This window comes from Bacillus sp. AFS018417 (assembly GCF_002560985.1).
GTDB classification, from domain to species: Bacteria; Bacillota; Bacilli; order Bacillales; family Bacillaceae_G; genus Bacillus_A; species Bacillus_A rhizoplanae.
Genome location: NZ_NTTM01000013.1, coordinates 21,147 through 36,469, shown reverse-complemented (window position 1 = coordinate 36,469; position 15,323 = coordinate 21,147). Strand labels below are relative to the sequence as shown.

The 15,323-nt window shown below is 36.9% G+C and carries 20 protein-coding genes; 11 read left to right on the top strand and 9 right to left on the bottom strand.

The window, feature by feature from the left end; all coding sequences use genetic code 11:
- The first annotated feature begins 12 nt into the window (after positions 1–12).
- The 4 genes from gcvPA to CN326_RS06975 all read left to right on the top strand — a co-directional run bounded on the left by gcvPA (position 13) and on the right by CN326_RS06975 (position 3,575).
- On the top strand, positions 13–1,356 hold the full coding sequence (gene gcvPA / locus CN326_RS06990) for an aminomethyl-transferring glycine dehydrogenase subunit GcvPA (RefSeq protein ID WP_098307700.1): 1,344 nt from the start codon (positions 13–15) through the stop codon (positions 1,354–1,356).
- Complete coding sequence (gene gcvPB / locus CN326_RS06985) at positions 1,353–2,828, top strand: aminomethyl-transferring glycine dehydrogenase subunit 2 (protein ID WP_098307698.1); 1,476 nt, start codon at positions 1,353–1,355, stop codon at positions 2,826–2,828. The genes gcvPA and gcvPB overlap by 4 nt, the downstream gene beginning before the upstream one ends.
- 271 nt (positions 2,829–3,099) lie before the next feature.
- Positions 3,100–3,324 carry a DUF3929 family protein gene (locus CN326_RS06980; protein ID WP_098307696.1) on the top strand — a complete coding sequence of 75 codons (225 nt, stop codon included), beginning with the start codon at positions 3,100–3,102 and terminating at the stop codon, positions 3,322–3,324.
- Between the two features lie 59 nt (positions 3,325–3,383).
- Positions 3,384–3,575: a hypothetical protein gene (locus CN326_RS06975; protein ID WP_098307694.1), complete on the top strand. Its 192-nt coding sequence runs from the start codon at positions 3,384–3,386 to the stop codon at positions 3,573–3,575.
- Between the two features lie 258 nt (positions 3,576–3,833).
- Here the strand turns inward: CN326_RS06975 and CN326_RS06965 are convergent, their stop codons facing one another.
- From CN326_RS06965 to CN326_RS06945, 5 genes are all read right to left on the bottom strand, one after another.
- A complete protein-coding gene (locus tag CN326_RS06965) occupies positions 3,834–4,091 on the bottom strand; it encodes a DUF3975 family protein (RefSeq protein ID WP_098307690.1) in 258 nt (85 codons plus the stop codon).
- A gap of 13 nt (positions 4,092–4,104) precedes the next feature.
- Complete coding sequence (locus CN326_RS06960) at positions 4,105–4,419, bottom strand: DMT family transporter (protein WP_098307688.1); 315 nt, start codon at positions 4,417–4,419, stop codon at positions 4,105–4,107.
- A gap of 2 nt (positions 4,420–4,421) precedes the next feature.
- Entirely contained in the window at positions 4,422–4,754 is a 333-nt protein-coding gene (locus tag CN326_RS06955; RefSeq protein WP_098307686.1) for a DMT family transporter, read from the bottom strand.
- 68 nt (positions 4,755–4,822) lie between these two features.
- Entirely contained in the window at positions 4,823–5,404 is a 582-nt protein-coding gene (locus CN326_RS06950) for a TetR/AcrR family transcriptional regulator (RefSeq protein ID WP_141524988.1), read from the bottom strand.
- A gap of 105 nt (positions 5,405–5,509) precedes the next feature.
- Positions 5,510–6,487: a LacI family DNA-binding transcriptional regulator gene (locus CN326_RS06945; protein WP_098307682.1), complete on the bottom strand. Its 978-nt coding sequence runs from the start codon at positions 6,485–6,487 to the stop codon at positions 5,510–5,512.
- 265 nt (positions 6,488–6,752) lie between these two features.
- Here CN326_RS06945 and CN326_RS06940 point away from each other — a divergent pair, with 265 nt between their 5' ends.
- A complete protein-coding gene (locus CN326_RS06940; RefSeq protein ID WP_098308033.1) occupies positions 6,753–7,337 on the top strand; it encodes a DNA polymerase III subunit delta in 585 nt (194 codons plus the stop codon).
- A 35-nt stretch (positions 7,338–7,372) separates the two neighbouring features.
- Here the strand turns inward: CN326_RS06940 and CN326_RS06935 are convergent, their stop codons facing one another.
- Positions 7,373–7,762, bottom strand: a complete 390-nt coding sequence (locus CN326_RS06935; RefSeq protein WP_098307680.1) for a rhodanese-like domain-containing protein — start codon at positions 7,760–7,762, stop codon at positions 7,373–7,375.
- Between the two features lie 168 nt (positions 7,763–7,930).
- Between CN326_RS06935 and CN326_RS06930 the strand changes: the two genes are divergently transcribed.
- Positions 7,931–8,767: a lipoate--protein ligase family protein gene (locus CN326_RS06930; protein WP_098307678.1), complete on the top strand. Its 837-nt coding sequence runs from the start codon at positions 7,931–7,933 to the stop codon at positions 8,765–8,767.
- A gap of 21 nt (positions 8,768–8,788) precedes the next feature.
- Here CN326_RS06930 and CN326_RS06925 read toward each other — a convergent pair whose 3' ends face one another.
- Entirely contained in the window at positions 8,789–9,610 is an 822-nt protein-coding gene (locus tag CN326_RS06925) for a hypothetical protein (protein ID WP_098307675.1), read from the bottom strand.
- A 798-nt stretch (positions 9,611–10,408) separates the two neighbouring features.
- Here CN326_RS06925 and mntR point away from each other — a divergent pair.
- Both mntR and CN326_RS06915 read left to right on the top strand, forming a co-directional pair.
- A complete protein-coding gene (gene mntR / locus CN326_RS06920; protein ID WP_098307673.1) occupies positions 10,409–10,837 on the top strand; it encodes a transcriptional regulator MntR in 429 nt (142 codons plus the stop codon).
- 105 nt (positions 10,838–10,942) lie between these two features.
- Positions 10,943–11,599 carry an HAD family hydrolase gene (locus CN326_RS06915; protein WP_098307671.1) on the top strand — a complete coding sequence of 219 codons (657 nt, stop codon included), beginning with the start codon at positions 10,943–10,945 and terminating at the stop codon, positions 11,597–11,599.
- Positions 11,600–11,615: 16 nt separating this feature from the next.
- Here CN326_RS06915 and CN326_RS06910 read toward each other — a convergent pair whose 3' ends face one another.
- Complete coding sequence (locus CN326_RS06910) at positions 11,616–12,020, bottom strand: SA1362 family protein (RefSeq protein WP_098307669.1); 405 nt, start codon at positions 12,018–12,020, stop codon at positions 11,616–11,618.
- 81 nt (positions 12,021–12,101) lie between these two features.
- On the bottom strand, positions 12,102–13,025 hold the full coding sequence (locus CN326_RS06905) for a DUF1385 domain-containing protein (protein ID WP_098307667.1): 924 nt from the start codon (positions 13,023–13,025) through the stop codon (positions 12,102–12,104).
- A 239-nt stretch (positions 13,026–13,264) separates the two neighbouring features.
- On the opposite strand from CN326_RS06905, the gene CN326_RS06900 reads away from it, so the two are divergent.
- The 3 genes from CN326_RS06900 to pepQ are packed head-to-tail and all read left to right on the top strand — an operon-like array spanning position 13,265 to position 15,308.
- Positions 13,265–13,750 carry a YqhR family membrane protein gene (locus tag CN326_RS06900; RefSeq protein WP_098307665.1) on the top strand — a complete coding sequence of 162 codons (486 nt, stop codon included), beginning with the start codon at positions 13,265–13,267 and terminating at the stop codon, positions 13,748–13,750.
- A 52-nt stretch (positions 13,751–13,802) separates the two neighbouring features.
- Positions 13,803–14,243: a type II 3-dehydroquinate dehydratase gene (aroQ, locus tag CN326_RS06895; protein WP_098307663.1), complete on the top strand. Its 441-nt coding sequence runs from the start codon at positions 13,803–13,805 to the stop codon at positions 14,241–14,243.
- A 3-nt stretch (positions 14,244–14,246) separates the two neighbouring features.
- Positions 14,247–15,308 carry a Xaa-Pro dipeptidase gene (gene pepQ / locus CN326_RS06890; protein ID WP_098307661.1) on the top strand — a complete coding sequence of 354 codons (1,062 nt, stop codon included), beginning with the start codon at positions 14,247–14,249 and terminating at the stop codon, positions 15,306–15,308.
- Positions 15,309–15,323: the final 15 nt, after the last annotated feature.

The window sequence follows — 15,323 nt, the reverse complement described above, 5'->3', positions numbered from 1 at the left end:
GGGGTAGATTTCATGTTGCATCGTTATCTTCCAATGACAGAAGAAGACAAAAAAGAAATGTTACAAACGATTGGTGTACAATCGATTGATGAATTATTTTCTGATATTCCAACAAGCGTTCGTTTTCAAGGGGATTTAAATATCAAACAAGCAAAATCAGAACCAGAACTTTTAAAAGAACTGTCTGAGCTTGCTCGTAAAAACGCAAATTTAAAAGACTATGCTTCCTTCCTAGGAGCAGGTGTATATGATCATTATGCACCAGTAATTGTTGATCATGTTCTTTCTCGTTCAGAATTTTATACAGCTTATACACCATACCAACCGGAAATTTCACAAGGGGAATTACAGGCAATCTTTGAATTCCAAACAATGATTTGTGAATTAACGGGAATGGATGTAGCGAACTCTTCTATGTATGACGGAGGTACAGCGTTAGCAGAAGCGGCGATGCTAGCAGCAGGTCATACTCGTAAAAAGAAAATTCTTGTTTCTAAAGCAGTTCATCCAGAATCAAGAGCAGTTCTTGAAACATATGCAAAAGGTCAACATCTTCAGGTTGTTGAAATTGATTATAAAGATGGCATAACAGACTTAAACGAATTACAAAGCAAAGTAGATGATACAGTAGCTTGCGTAATCGTTCAATATCCAAACTTCTTCGGACAAGTAGAGAAACTAGCTGATATTGAGAAAATCGTTCATCAGCAAAAATCATTATTTATCGTTTCTTCTAACCCATTAGCATTAGGAGCGTTAACACCGCCTGGTAAATTTGGAGTGGATGTTGTTGTAGGCGATGCACAACCATTTGGTATTCCAACACAGTTTGGTGGCCCTCACTGCGGTTATTTTGCAACAACAAAAGCGTTTATGCGTAAAATTCCAGGACGTCTTGTAGGACAAACGGTGGATTCTGAAGGACAACGCGGTTTCGTATTAACGCTGCAGGCACGTGAGCAACATATTCGCCGTGATAAAGCGACATCTAATATTTGTTCAAACCAAGCGTTAAACGCACTAGCAGCTTCTGTTGCAATGACAGCACTTGGAAAACAGGGTGTAAAGGAAATGGCACGTCAAAATGTTTCTAAAGCACAATACGCAAAACGTCAACTTGAAGCAAAAGGCTTTACAGTAACATTTGCTGGACCGTTCTTCAATGAATTTGTTGTAGATTGCAAACGTCCAGTACAAGAAGTAAAGGATGCATTAATTCAAAAGAATATAATTGGTGGTTATGATCTAGGCCGTGATTATAAAGAATTAACAAATCATATGCTTCTAGCTATAACAGAGCTTCGTACAAAAGAAGAAATTGACACACTTGTAAACGAAATGGGGGCTATCCAATGAAGAATCAAGATCAAGCACTTATTTTTGAAATGAGTAGAGAAGGACGCGTAGGATATAGCTTACCCCAATTAGATGTAGAAGAAGTAAAATTAGAGGATGTGTTTGAGAGTGATTATATCCGCGTAGAAGATGCTGAGCTTCCAGAAGTATCTGAACTTGATATTATGCGCCATTACACAGCTCTTTCAAATCGTAACCACGGTGTTGATTCTGGGTTCTATCCATTAGGATCTTGTACAATGAAGTACAATCCAAAGATCAATGAAAACGTGGCACGTTTCCCAGGCTTTGCACACATTCATCCACTTCAAGATGAAAAAACAGTGCAAGGTGCAATGGAATTAATGTACGATTTACAAGAACATTTAATCGAAATTACAGGTATGGATACTGTTACACTTCAACCAGCAGCTGGTGCGCATGGCGAATGGACAGGATTAATGTTAATCCGTGCATACCATGAAGCAAACGGTGACTATAACCGTACAAAAGTTATTGTTCCTGACTCTGCGCACGGAACAAATCCAGCATCTGCAACAGTAGCAGGATTTGAAACAATTACGGTAAAATCAAATGAAAATGGTCTTGTTGACTTAGAGGATTTAAAACGTGTTGTGAACGAAGAAACAGCAGCGCTTATGTTAACAAACCCAAATACACTTGGACTATTTGAAGAGAATATTTTAGAAATGGCACAAATCGTCCATGATGCAGGCGGTAAATTGTACTATGACGGTGCAAACTTAAATGCGGTATTAAGTCAAGCGCGCCCAGGAGATATGGGATTTGACGTTGTACATTTAAACCTTCATAAAACATTTACAGGTCCGCATGGCGGCGGTGGCCCAGGTTCTGGTCCAGTAGGTGTAAAAGCAGATTTAATTCCGTTTTTACCAAAACCAATTTTAGAGAAAACAGAAAGTGGTTACCACTTTAATTACGATCGTCCACAAGCAATTGGACGTGTAAAACCATTCTATGGTAACTTTGGCATTAATGTTCGTGCGTATACGTATATTCGTTCTATGGGCCCAGACGGACTTCGTGCAGTAACAGAATATGCAGTATTAAATGCTAACTATATGATGAGAAGATTAGCTCCATTCTATGATCTTCCATTCGATAGACATTGTAAGCATGAATTTGTTTTATCTGGTCGTCGTCAAAAGAAACTTGGCGTACGTACACTTGATATTGCAAAACGTCTGCTTGATTTCGGCTACCATCCGCCAACAATTTACTTCCCATTAAATGTGGAAGAATGTATCATGATTGAGCCGACAGAAACAGAGTCAAAAGAAACATTAGATGGATTTATTGATACGATGATTCGAATCGCAAAAGAAGCAGAAGAAAACCCAGAAGTGGTTCAAGAAGCGCCGCATACAACAGTAATTAAGCGCCTTGATGAAACAATGGCAGCGCGTAAGCCGGTTTTACGTTATCAAAAACCATCTATGGTACAAGTTTAATCATCAATAATAGGTTGGAGAGAACTCGCTATATGCGAGTTCTTTTCATATATTGCCGAAGAAAGTATCATTACCTAAAAAAGATGTTATAAAATTGCAGGTTTTATGTAAGATTGTGGAATTTTCATACTTTCTCAACATTTTTGTTGAAAAAGTCCCTTTGATAAAATTGTGTATTTTTGTTAGAATTTTAATGAAATTAAAGTAAATGAGAAGCAAAAATGTCAATTTTTCATACATATGTGAAGAAATGAACAAGGGGATGAAAAAGATGGGCTATAAGCGTTATAGGATGGTGTACCATTTAGAAAATGGTGAGATGATTAAGGATATTAAAGAATTTTATTACCAAGATACAGAAAAAATGTTAGAGAGAGTGAAACATCACGTATTAGATAATAAAAGTGTAACCGCAATCGATAGTAAAGGAACACTCATTCCAATCGCTTGTCATGATATTGTGAAAGTTGAGTTAGACCATTTACAGGAAAGTTAGTCTTGAGTCATAGGGGAGAATTCGTTACAATAAATGAGTAATTTAGAGAGGAGTTCGTTATGGGTAGTCAAAGACACTTTTACATGTTTATTGTTGCTTTTTTACTTGTTACAGTATTAACGGTATATTTAATTATTGATAGCCACTGGTACAATACAGTACATCCAGCAGTTCTTATTTTTATGTATGTCGGGATTGCTGTTGTCAGTTTTGGGATGAGAGATGAGATGTTAAATCGCTTTGAGAAGTGATACATATATGAAAGACCAACAGGGAAATGTTGGTCTTTTTTTAATGCAACAAATTATGTATAACAAATTTATAAACTGACACCATACTTGGTGAATAAGCAGGCACATTATACGTATGTAGTACGAAACTAAAAAATACAACACATACAATAAAGGCAAAAAATAGTAGCAAAATATGTTTATGTACAGAAGTTTGCATATAATCAGCTCCTTTTTTGGTAGTATGTGCAAAGGAAGGAATTATATGAAAAAAGACAGCTACTTCTTGTCAGAAGAACTGTCTTTTAAAAAGAATTTATTCCAAAGTTTCGCGATAATCCAAATGATGATAATTCCAATTGAAGCGATAATCGACCAAGCAACGGAAGTTACTTCAAGAGCCATGTTTGGAATAAAAGAGATAATTAAAAATGCTTTATGAAATAACCATTCTGCAATATGGAATATAGATTGTAATAAGAGTGCAATTGCAAGTATGATTCCTGTCATAATTTGTTTTTCTCTTTTTTTCCACACAGCATTCACCTCATTAACTCATGAGTTTTAAACCAACCGCACCGCATAAGATGCAGCTTAAGAAAGCAAGGCGGCGCCAATCAGCAGATTCGCGGAAAATGATAATACCAAGCAGTGCGCTTCCTGCAGTTCCGATTCCCGTCCAGATTGCGTAAGCCGTTCCCATTGGCAATGTATCCATTGCGAGAGACAGGAAAAGGAAGCTTACACCGAAGTTTGCAGCTAAAATGAGTTTTGGCATCCAACCTTTTTTTTCAGTGGCTATCTTCATAAAGATAACACCAGTAATCTCACATATACCAGCAATAATTAAAAATAACCATGCCATGTTTATGCAGCCTCCTTCTCTACTTGTTCACCTGTTACTCGTTTTAAACCAATAACACCAACAAAAATTAAACCGATAAAAAAGATTTTTACAATCGAAAATGGCTCGCCAAAAACAAAAATTTCTGTTAGCACAATACCTCCAGCTCCGATTCCTGTGAAAACAGCATACACAGTCCCTACAGGGAGTTTTGCATAAGCTTTAAATAAAAGGAAAAAGCTAAAAGCGATTGCAATCGCTACACCGATCCATTCTAGTGGTGTTGTTGCATGTTTTAAACCAATTACCCAAATAATTTCAATGATTCCTGCTAAAATAACATAAATCCATTCCATCATTTATTCTCCTTCCTACCAGTCGTTAGGTTTGGGGCCGGAAAATGACGCATTGCGTATGCAATACGTCATTTTGATAATCCGCGCCAAAACACTTTCCAAGATGCGTGTAATCGATTTTCAAATGGTTGTATTCCAGCAAATAAAAATTCAACCATTAATCCGTCAATTAAACATAAATAAGCTGCAACAGCTTCTGTTACTTCAATGTTACAAAGTTCTTTTTTTTCTTTTGCGTGTTCAAATATAGGTACTAGAAGCTGCCCGATGTTTTCAATGTATGCATTTGCTTTTTCTACAATTTGCTCGCGAAAGGCATCGGGTGGAAAAAATGAAGTGCGAAGCCAAAACATTGTTTCAATGCCCTCTTGAAAGCGATGACCGTAATCTTTAAGAAGGCGGAATAAAAAGTCTCCAAACGGTGCATTTTCTGGATTCGTAACATACTGTTTAAAGAATTGTAGATCCTTTTGTAAGGCTTCTTCTAAGCAAATAAAATATAGCTCTTCTTTTCCTTTAAAATGTGCGTATATGGACGGCTTCTTAATACCAACATCTTGTGCAATGTTTGCTAGTGAAGTTCCTTCATAGCCATAGCGTGCAAAGTGTGAAAGTGCTACAGATTTTATGCGGTTTGCTGTCATGTTCATCCCCTACCTACCGTTCGTTAGTTAAAGTATAAGATAAAAAAAATATATAGTCAAGAAGGGCAAGTATACAAAATTGAACAGTGTAAAGCTCTAATAATAGGAGCTTTACACTGTTCCTCGTTCAATTAAACGAAATGGTAATTCTTCAGAAGTCCCTATAATTTTCTCATGTTGTACTTGTTCATAAAATAGTGAAAAAGCACGGTTCCCCATTGCTAGTCCAGGATGTTCAATGGTGGTTATTTCTAGTGCCTCAGAAATGGGGTGATTGTCAAATCCAAGAATTGCTAAATCTTCTGGGACTCGCAATCCTTGTTTTTTCGCTTCTGTTAATAAGCCAGCAGCCACTTGGTCGCTTGCAGCGAAAAGAGCGGTGGGGCGATTTTTCATAGTTAGTATATTTTTGATTACGTTTGCGCCGTCTTGAATGTTGTAACAATGATAAAATAGCCAGTCTGTCTGTGCGCGTTTTCCAGCCGTACGAAGCGCATCAAAGAATGCTTGCTCGCGCTGTTTTGTACTCACACTTTTTTCGCGCGCTAAACAAAATCCAATGTGTTCGTGTCCGTTTTGTAATAAATATTCTGTCCCAATACGGAAGCCGTCATAATGATTGACAAACACAGAAGATATAAGAGGATGTAGCAGTTTTTCACACGAAATGATAGGAGCGAACTTTGCATAAGGTTCAATTGCATCCCATGAGCTTGCTCGGGAACAAATAATCATTCCATCAAATTGTTTCATCTTCATCATTTCGAGGACACGTATTTCCTCAATGCTATCGTAGTTTGTTTGACAAAGATTAATGCGATATCCTGCTTCAAGCGCCTTGTTTCCAATTCCTTCAATAATTGTACTAAAGTACGGCAGATTAATAAAAGGAAGCATAACACCAATCGTATATGTTTTTCCTTTTAGAAGATGAACTGCATTTACATTTTTGGCATAATTCAATTCTTCAACAGCGTCTAGGACGCGTTTTCTTTTTTCTGCACTGACATATGGATGTTCATTTAAGACGCGTGAAACAGTCGTAATAGAGACTCCGGCCGTTTTCGCAATTTGTTTTATATTTACCATATGTTTCACCTCTATTTTCATTATACAGGAAAAGGATAAGGAAAATAGAGGTGAAACACTTGACATGAAAAGCTTTTCATACTCTATTTTGTTAATAATGCTTCTTCTATTCGCGTAACAATCATACTTGGCGTGAGAATAGGGAAGGTAATTTTGTCAAATTGTGTGAGATAAACGAGGAAAGTTTTAAGAGGTGGAACAGGAAGAAAAAGAGAATATGAACATAACATACGAAAGCTTCAATTGTATCTTGATAGAAAAGAGAATGTTGAGAAAGGGCGGATACACATTGAAAAAACGGATGCTATGTTTCGTGTTTTCTAGTATGGTGCTAACTGCATGTTCTTTTCAACAAACGATGATCGAGGAAAAAAATTTTGCAGCAAGTTTAGAGGCAAGTGAAGATATGATGTCTGATCCAGTATCGGTACAAGCTGTAAAAAACGTTCTCCCGTTTTCGTTTCAAACACCATCATATTTACCGTATGAGTCAAAAGATAACCCAAAAGCAGTAGTTCGAAAAATGGGAGATAAGCGCATTGCTCTTGGTATTAAATATGAACGACGTGAAAAAAGCATGAAAGATTATATTGAATTAACAGTTGCCAACTTTTCGTATAATTTTCCTTTTATTGTAGAACAAAATCATTTTCAAGAGGAAGTAAAGCTTGCAAATGGTATAACAGCTTATTTTAAAAGTAGTGACGGAGAAATGGATGGAGAAGATATTGCAACGCTCACTTGGAAAGAGAAGGAAGTGGAATACCAGTTGCTTTACCGAAATGTTCGGGATCAAGATAGTGAAGATGTAAAGAAAAATTTAATGTATATCGCTAGTAAAATGGAATGAAATAGCTAGCTTGTGACAGACAAGCTAGCTATTTATTATGAATTTTTCTTTTTCACCTTACCAGACCAAGTTTTAAAGCCGCCTTGCAATTGATAAAATTCTTTGTAACCGTGCTTCTTTAAAAACTGTGCTGCGCGGCCTGTTCGGAAACCGTTTTGGCAATACATATAAATCGGTTGATCAGTACGAAGTTCTTTGTAACGAAGACGTATTTGTGAAATCGGGATATTGCGCGCTCCTAAAATATGACCAGCATTATATTCGTCCGCCTCACGAACATCGATAAGTTGTGCTTTACGATATCCAGCGCGAAATTCTTCTTCTGGAAGTGTTTTAACTAATTTTTTCTGATAGAAATACATCCATACAGAGTAGCCGATGAATCCTACGGTTATGGCTAGTAAAATAATGACATTTGTTGACACGATTGTATCGCTCCCTTTTTTCTTATCCTACTTTCAATATTATAATGCCCATATGTATTTATGCAACAAGTTCATTTTGTATTAGAAGAAATTTCGTATTCTTTCACAAATTTTGTCGAATTTGATAGACTAGAGAATGTGAGGAAAATTAGTTATATGAGGTGTGGGATGGAAAAGGAAAAATGGTGTTATATAAATTCTGGTGAATGCTCTCCGGCGTTTAATATGGCGTTAGATGAATGTTTATTAAATTGGCAAAGTGAAAAGAAAATGCCACCAACAATTCGTTTTTATGAGTGGGAAGTTCCGACGTTAACAGTGGGATATTTCCAACGTGCTTCAAAAGAAATTGATATGGATGCAGTGAATAGAAATGGTTTTGGCTTTGTACGCCGTCAAACGGGTGGCCGAGGCGTTCTTCATGATAATGAATTAACCTATAGTGTAATTGTATCTGAAGATCATCCAAGCATGCCTAAAACAGTGACGGAAGCATATCGCGTCATTTCACAAGGTTTGTTGGATGGATTTAAAGAACTAGGTTTAGAAGCATATTTTGCAGTACCAAAAACAGCGGAGGAGCGCGATAATTTGAAAAATCCGCGTTCAGCAGTTTGTTTTGATGCTCCGTCATGGTATGAGATCGTTGTAGAAGGGCGCAAAATTGCTGGAAGTGCACAAACGCGTCAAAAGGGAGTTATTTTACAGCACGGCTCAATTCCGTTAGAAATTGACTTAGATACGCTATATGATTTGTTTCTGTTTCCAAATGAACGTGTGAAAGAACGTATGAAAAAAATGTTCTCTTCAAAAGCAATCGCAATTAATGAATTAACAGATCGTACATTTACAATTAAACAACTTATCGATGCATTTCAGATTGGATTCGAGAAAGGGTTAAATGTTGAACTTGTTCCGTATCAGTTAACAGAAGAACAACTGCATGAAGTTGAAACATTAGCAAAAGAAAAATATGAAAGTGACGAATGGAATTATAAAAAATAAGGAGATNNATCTCCTTATTTTTTATAATAAGTTCAATACTTTTTCTACTTTAATGCCCTTTTGCTTTAGTGATCGTAAACGGTTTACAACATCCATAATTTCTGCATCAAATGCTACCGATATTCCTTGTTTTTGCAATTCATCTTTTAAATTTTCGATAGAATCGTCTACATCCATACCAAGTTCGTAATCCTGACATACATCCACAGCTTGTTTTACAAGACGAACATATTTTTCTTGTAATTCAGAGTTTGGTTGATTCGTTACAGGTTGTACTGGAGTTGACACATTTACTTCTTTTTGTACTGTAGTTGGTACAGTTACTTCTTTTTGTACAGGCGTTGGTGTAGCTTTGACTACTGGTTCTGGACGCGCTGGCTTTGGAATTGATGTTGGAGTAGGTGCAACATTTACAACTGGTTTTGTTACAGGTGTCACTTCTTTTGAAGTTTCAACTGCTGTCTTTTTGTTTGGAGTTTCGACAACTGATAGTGTATTGTCTTCTAGTTCTGCCGTTTCTTCTTTTGTTCCTTTACTCCACATGACGCGTTCGATCTGCAGTGAAACATTGTTTTTGTTCATTGCGCTTAATGTCACTTTACCAACTTCAGCATTGCCAGTAAAATCGACAATTTTATAAATAACGCTCTTGTTCCAATCTACGTTTCCGCTCAAAAATAATTCTTCGTTACATTTTGGCGTTAAGCCCTCGATTTTAATTTCTGCGTTTACACCGTTTTCACTATATACCATAATTAGCGAAGCATTTACATCTTCGTCTGCTAACATTAGTTCACGTACCATTTTGCCGGTGCGTACTTGCGTTTTCTTCTTAAGTGACATCAAATTTCCCCTCTCAAAAATTCAGTAATAATAAAAAAATCGTATAACGAAAAATAATTGCTCACGAAGAAATATGATACCGATAATAAAAGCATCACGTCAACAATTTACTTTAATTATTTTGTATTTTTCTTTTTTGTTTATGTTATTTTTCTTTTTGTAAATTTATACAAGCGAAAAACAGCCCAGAACAGAGCTGTTAAAACCTTGAGGCTTTAAATAAAAATTTATATAAAATGTAGAAGAAAAGGGCTAATACGACACCTTACCATATCGTTAAGTGATAGGATAGATACTCTTTTTAAAAAGTGAATATTTAAGAATACAGATGAGTAAAAGTGGAAAAGTTTGAACCGAGTTTTCATCTAGTCTTTCGCTCATACTAAGAAAAGAAGGTGAAGATTACTCTGGAACCATTTATCCCGCTATTCGCGGGCAGTAAGACCCCCACCGCAAGTTTGAGAGAGAAGCGAGGAAGATAGGTGGGGGTCTTACTGCCCGTAAAAGCCCGATTGGTGAGAGCTTTCCATCAGTGGGAGATGAAGAAAACCCCACCTTAAACTGGGCTATGCCCTGTGCGTTTTGAAGATGGGGTTTTCTTGCCCATTTTCCGATAAATATTTTCCAAATACTGAAATGCAATATTTTCCATGATAGAACCTACGTTATGTATGTGGGTTCTTTTGTGTATTGGGAAAATAGGCCTGTTTCCACTCTTGTCACGATATCCTTTCTGTTGTATCATTTTATTGATTGCTTAGTGCGGAATATATAAAATGAATTGGATGGAGGAAACCGATGCCTACTCCTAGTATGGAAGATTATATCGAACAAATTTATTTGTTAATTGAAGAAAAGGGATATGCCCGTGTATCTGATATTGCCGAAGCGCTTAATGTACATCCATCCTCTGTAACAAAAATGGTACAAAAACTTGATAAAGATGAATATCTAATTTATGAAAAATATAGAGGGCTTGTATTAACAACAAAAGGGAAAAAGATTGGTAAGCGCCTTGTTTATCGTCATGAATTGTTAGAGCAGTTTATGCGTATTATCGGTGTAGATGAAAGTAAGATTTATAATGATGTAGAAGGAATTGAACATCATTTAAGCTGGGAAGCTATCGATCGTATTGGCGATTTAGTGCAGTACTTTGAGCAAGATGAGCTTCGCGTTGAGAAGCTTCGTGGTGTTCAAAAGGCAAATGAAGAACAGGCGCAGTAAGAGACGAGAGGGAACTGAGGATCAGTTTCCTTTTTTGTTTGTAAAAAAGGGAGATTGGTGCACAGCGTAGAATATATATGCTGATTACACACATAGGGGGAAGATATGTTGAAAGCGATTGTGTTTGACTTTGATGGACTCATTGTAGATACAGAAACGGCATGGTTTGCAGCATATCAGGAAATTGTACGTGAATACGGAGGAGAATTGCCACTTGAAGAGTTTGCAAAATGTATTGGAACGACAGATGAAGTCTTACATACATTTTTGCAAGGTGAGTTAAAAGAAAAATGGAATAAAGAGCATATAGAAGAAAAAGTAGAAATATTGCATCGTGAAAAAATGAAATTACCTGTGTCTCGTGAAGGGGTAAACGAGTATTTAGAAGAAGCAAAGAAACTCAATTTGAAAATTGGTTTGGCCTCTAGTTCCTCAAGGAAATGGGTGACGAATTTTTTGAAGGAATTGGGATTACAAAAATATTTTGAGGTTATTAAAACGAAAGAAGATGTATTACAAGTAAAACCGGACCCAGCACTATACGTGAGTGCTGTTAATGAACTTGGTGTACATCCTTCTGAAGTCATTGCTTTTGAAGATTCCGTGAATGGAGCAAGGGCTGCAGTTGCAGCCGGGTTAAAATGTGTAATTGTGCCAAATGAAGTGACGAAATCCTTGTCTTTTGAAACGCATCATTTACGTTTAAACTCTATGAAAGATAAGAATTTAGCAGAGGTTATTGAATTTATTAAGCAAAAGTAAAAAAGACCACGCTTCTCTAAAAGGAAGCGCGGTCTTTCTTTTTGCCTTTTTTTCCTTCAATAACTGTTAAGTGAGATTGCTTTCGTTTTCGTTTTAGGAAGGAAGTATTTCCTTTTTTTCCTTTAGCATCGGAAGCATTTTTCTTTAACAAATTTTTACTTAGGGGTGTTACATTTTGTTTTCCATATTTTCGGTTCGATTGTTTCGCAGCACGTTTGTAGGAAGATTGTGAGTTATTAGCTGAACCGCTTGAACTCGTAAGCATCTTATAAAGTAAATAAAAGACACCGAAAACAATGAGCGCTATTGCAATGTTTTTTACAACTCCCATTGGATTTTCAATTGTGAATGATACAAGGCTAAATACTGCTAACCCAACAATTACAACAAATAGAGCGAACATAAATGAGCGAGCCTTCATAAGGAACACCTCCTAAAAAGAAAGATATTTTAATTAGTTTATTAACGAAAGGCGAAGGAGTTGAATAATAATATGAAAAAGTTATTGCTGTCTCTTTTCTAGACGCAATAGTTCTTCAAAAGATGCAATTGCTACTTCAACTTGATCATCTGTTGGTTCTTTCGTTGTTAACAGCTGAAGCCATAGACCGGGATATCCTAATGCGCGGAGTACTGGAACGCTTCGTAAGCTGTTTGTAAATTGCAGTACTTCAAATGAAATACCAAGCACTACAGGAATGAGCAAAATACGATTTATAAGACGAACCCAAAGAGGATCTGTTGGAACGAGAAAATATACAAACATCCCAATAATAACAGTAAATAAAATGAAGCTACTACCGCACCGATAATGGAGACGAGTTTGTTTTTGTACGTTTTCTACTGTCAATGGAAGATTATTCTCATAAGCATTAATTACTTTATGTTCCGCCCCGTGATATTGAAATACACGTTTAATAAGTGGAGTCAATGAAACAAAGTAAATGTAGCTGAGTAATAATACAAGCTTAATGATACTTTCGACAATGATTTGCCCAGTATGAGATGGAAAAACGGGTCTTGTCAGTTCTGCTAAAAGTGCAGGAACCGCAGTGAAAATCACTTTTCCGAAGATAAAGGATAAGACCCCGACTGCTGCAACGCTAAGTATCATCGTTAGCTTCGATTGTTCTTCTTTTTTGGGTACGAATTGTTCATCATCTGCAGGATGTACATCAAAGCGTTCTGAAGCGAAGTTTAAATGCTTTGCCCCGTTTGCACTTGCATCAATAATTGCCGCGATGCCGCGTAAAAATGGAATCTTTTTAAACATTGATAACACTTTATTACGGGCACGAGGTAATCGATAAAATTCGATAGATTTATCTTTGCGACGAATCGCTGTAACAGTATATTCTCTACCGCCAAACATAACTCCTTCTACTACTGCTTGACCGCCGTAGATTTGTTTTGTCTTCTCTGTCATGTCAACACCAACCTGTATTTGTTTCTCTCTTATCAGAAAAGAGGTAGCGACTCTAGGTGTTGTCATTATATTGCATGACAACACTACAGTTTCCTTTATTTTATCGACAAAAGTGTACTTCTGACAAGGAAAATCAGCAGGTTAGTCAGACATTTCCTATTCTTTTTATAGACAAATTCTGCAGTATTTAAACATGCTTTAAACAAGTTTCGGACATACTAGTAGGTGGAGGTGTGGATGTGAAACAAGAACAATCTGTCACGAAAAAAATAGCCCAAATTGGTGTGTTTGGAGGTTTGTTTTGGGGAGCTGTTTGGTACTTTCTCCATATTTTTTCCTTTACTGATGCGGGTCCAAATTATTTGTTGCTCCCGTTTGCACTTGGAAATTGGAAAGAAGGTGTATGGGGAAACGTAGCGGCAATTGTGTGTATGGGGATTCTTTCAATTGTTGTGGCATTTGTATATAAGGTAACTTTGAGTAAGTTTGAAGGTGTGATTCCAGGCATTATATACGGTCTTATATGGTGGGGAATATTATTTTTTGTAATTGGATCTGTTGCACCTGTCATAAGAAGTGCGTTAGAAATGCCTAGGACAACAATTGTAACGACAGCATGTATTTTTATTTTATATGGTGTTTTTATTGCATATTCTGTTTCGTTTGAGGTGAATAACGAAAAGGGTATAGGGAATGGGGAAAAGACAAACTATTCAAATAAGTGAGAGGTATGGTAAAATGTTATATAGACATTTTTTTTATTAAGGAGTTAGGTATATGAATAAATTGCTCCTCGTTAACGGGCCTAATTTAAACCGCCTCGGTGTGAGAGAGGTTAATGTATATGGTACGGGAACGTTAGCATCGCTAGAAACAGATATGAAACAACAAGCAGAAAGTTTGGGAGTGGAGCTAGAGTGTTTCCAATCCAATCATGAAGGTGCCATTATTGATATCATTCATGAGGCTGAGGGTACATATAAAGGAATTATTCTAAATCCAGGAGCATTTACGCATTATAGCTATGCAATTCGTGATGCGATTGCGAGCGTTTCGATTCCTGTTGTTGAGGTGCATATTTCAAATATTCATCAGCGCGAATCGTTTCGTCATGTATCTGTTACGGCGCCGGTCACAGCAGGACAAATTGTGGGATTTGGTTTGTACGGCTATCACTTAGCGTTACTTGCATTATTGGAGAAAATCGGGGAGGCATAATCAATGGAGAAACTTACAAAATTAAGAAGTGCATTTGGAGAAGCTGGTATTGATGGCATTCTATTAACGAATCAACATAGCCGTAGATATATGACAAACTTTACAGGAACGGCAGGAGTTGTATTAATTTCAAATGAACGCGCTTTGTTTATTACAGATTTTCGCTATGTTGAACAAGCGCAAAAACAAACGGTGGGCTATGAGATCGTGCAGCATACAGGTGCGATTCTTGAAGAAGTTGCAAAACAAGTAAAAGACTTAGGAATCCAAAAGCTTGGTTTTGAGCAAGATACTCTTACATACAGCTCTTATACGGCATATAAAGAAGAAGTTGATGCAGAATTTGTTGCAACTTCTGGTATTGTGGAAAAGTTACGCTTGATTAAGACTGATTCAGAGATTAAGATATTAAAGGAAGCTGCACAGATTGCAGATGCTGCCTTTGAACATATTCTATCATTTATTCGCCCGGGAGTATCTGAGATTGAAGTGTCAAATGAACTTGAATTTTTCATGAGAAAGCAAGGAGCAACTTCTTCTTCGTTTGATATTATCGTTGCTTCGGGACTTCGTTCAGCATTGCCGCACGGCGTGGCATCTGAAAAATTGATAGAAAATGGAGATTTTGTTACATTAGACTTCGGTGCTTACTATAAAGGATATTGCTCTGATATTACTCGTACAATTGCAGTAGGTGAGCCGTCCGACAAATTAAAGGAAATTTATAATATCGTATTAGAAGCGCAGCTACGCGGTGTAAACGGCATTAAAGCTGGTTTAACTGGCCGTGAAGCTGATGCGTTAACGCGTGACTACATAACTGAAAAAGGATACGGTGAGTATTTTGGGCATTCTACAGGTCATGGAATTGGTCTGGAAATTCATGAGGGACCAAGTTTGGCATTCCGCTCTGAAACGGTACTTGAGCCAGGAATGATTGTGACTGTAGAACCTGGAATTTATATTCCAAATGTAGGCGGAGTTCGCATTGAGGATGATATTATAGTAACAGCTGAAGGTAATGAAGTGTTAACTAAATCTCCGAAAGAACTTATTATTTTGTAATACACAGGAGGATTT

What these genes read in the sequence shown, in the direction of transcription:
- CN326_RS06980 (WP_098307696.1), top strand. Translation starts at nt 3,100, where the DNA reads ATGGGCTATAAGCGTTATAGGATGGTGTACCATTTAGAAAATGGTGAG.
- CN326_RS06960 (WP_098307688.1), bottom strand. Translation starts at nt 4,419, where the DNA reads ATGGCATGGTTATTTTTAATTATTGCTGGTATATGTGAGATTACTGGT.
- CN326_RS06940 (WP_098308033.1), top strand. Translation starts at nt 6,753, where the DNA reads ATGTTGAGAAAGGGCGGATACACATTGAAAAAACGGATGCTATGTTTC.
- gcvPA (WP_098307700.1), top strand. Translation starts at nt 13, where the DNA reads ATGTTGCATCGTTATCTTCCAATGACAGAAGAAGACAAAAAAGAAATG.
- CN326_RS06915 (WP_098307671.1), top strand. Translation starts at nt 10,943, where the DNA reads ATGTTGAAAGCGATTGTGTTTGACTTTGATGGACTCATTGTAGATACA.
- CN326_RS06950 (WP_141524988.1), bottom strand. Translation starts at nt 5,404, where the DNA reads ATGAACATGACAGCAAACCGCATAAAATCTGTAGCACTTTCACACTTT.
- CN326_RS06975 (WP_098307694.1), top strand. Translation starts at nt 3,384, where the DNA reads ATGGGTAGTCAAAGACACTTTTACATGTTTATTGTTGCTTTTTTACTT.
- pepQ (WP_098307661.1), top strand. Translation starts at nt 14,247, where the DNA reads ATGGAGAAACTTACAAAATTAAGAAGTGCATTTGGAGAAGCTGGTATT.
- CN326_RS06925 (WP_098307675.1), bottom strand. Translation starts at nt 9,610, where the DNA reads ATGTCACTTAAGAAGAAAACGCAAGTACGCACCGGCAAAATGGTACGT.
- CN326_RS06955 (WP_098307686.1), bottom strand. Translation starts at nt 4,754, where the DNA reads ATGGAATGGATTTATGTTATTTTAGCAGGAATCATTGAAATTATTTGG.
- CN326_RS06910 (WP_098307669.1), bottom strand. Translation starts at nt 12,020, where the DNA reads ATGAAGGCTCGCTCATTTATGTTCGCTCTATTTGTTGTAATTGTTGGG.
- aroQ (WP_098307663.1), top strand. Translation starts at nt 13,803, where the DNA reads ATGAATAAATTGCTCCTCGTTAACGGGCCTAATTTAAACCGCCTCGGT.
- CN326_RS06930 (WP_098307678.1), top strand. Translation starts at nt 7,931, where the DNA reads ATGGAAAAGGAAAAATGGTGTTATATAAATTCTGGTGAATGCTCTCCG.
- CN326_RS06945 (WP_098307682.1), bottom strand. Translation starts at nt 6,487, where the DNA reads ATGGTAAATATAAAACAAATTGCGAAAACGGCCGGAGTCTCTATTACG.
- gcvPB (WP_098307698.1), top strand. Translation starts at nt 1,353, where the DNA reads ATGAAGAATCAAGATCAAGCACTTATTTTTGAAATGAGTAGAGAAGGA.
- mntR (WP_098307673.1), top strand. Translation starts at nt 10,409, where the DNA reads ATGCCTACTCCTAGTATGGAAGATTATATCGAACAAATTTATTTGTTA.
- CN326_RS06905 (WP_098307667.1), bottom strand. Translation starts at nt 13,025, where the DNA reads ATGACAGAGAAGACAAAACAAATCTACGGCGGTCAAGCAGTAGTAGAA.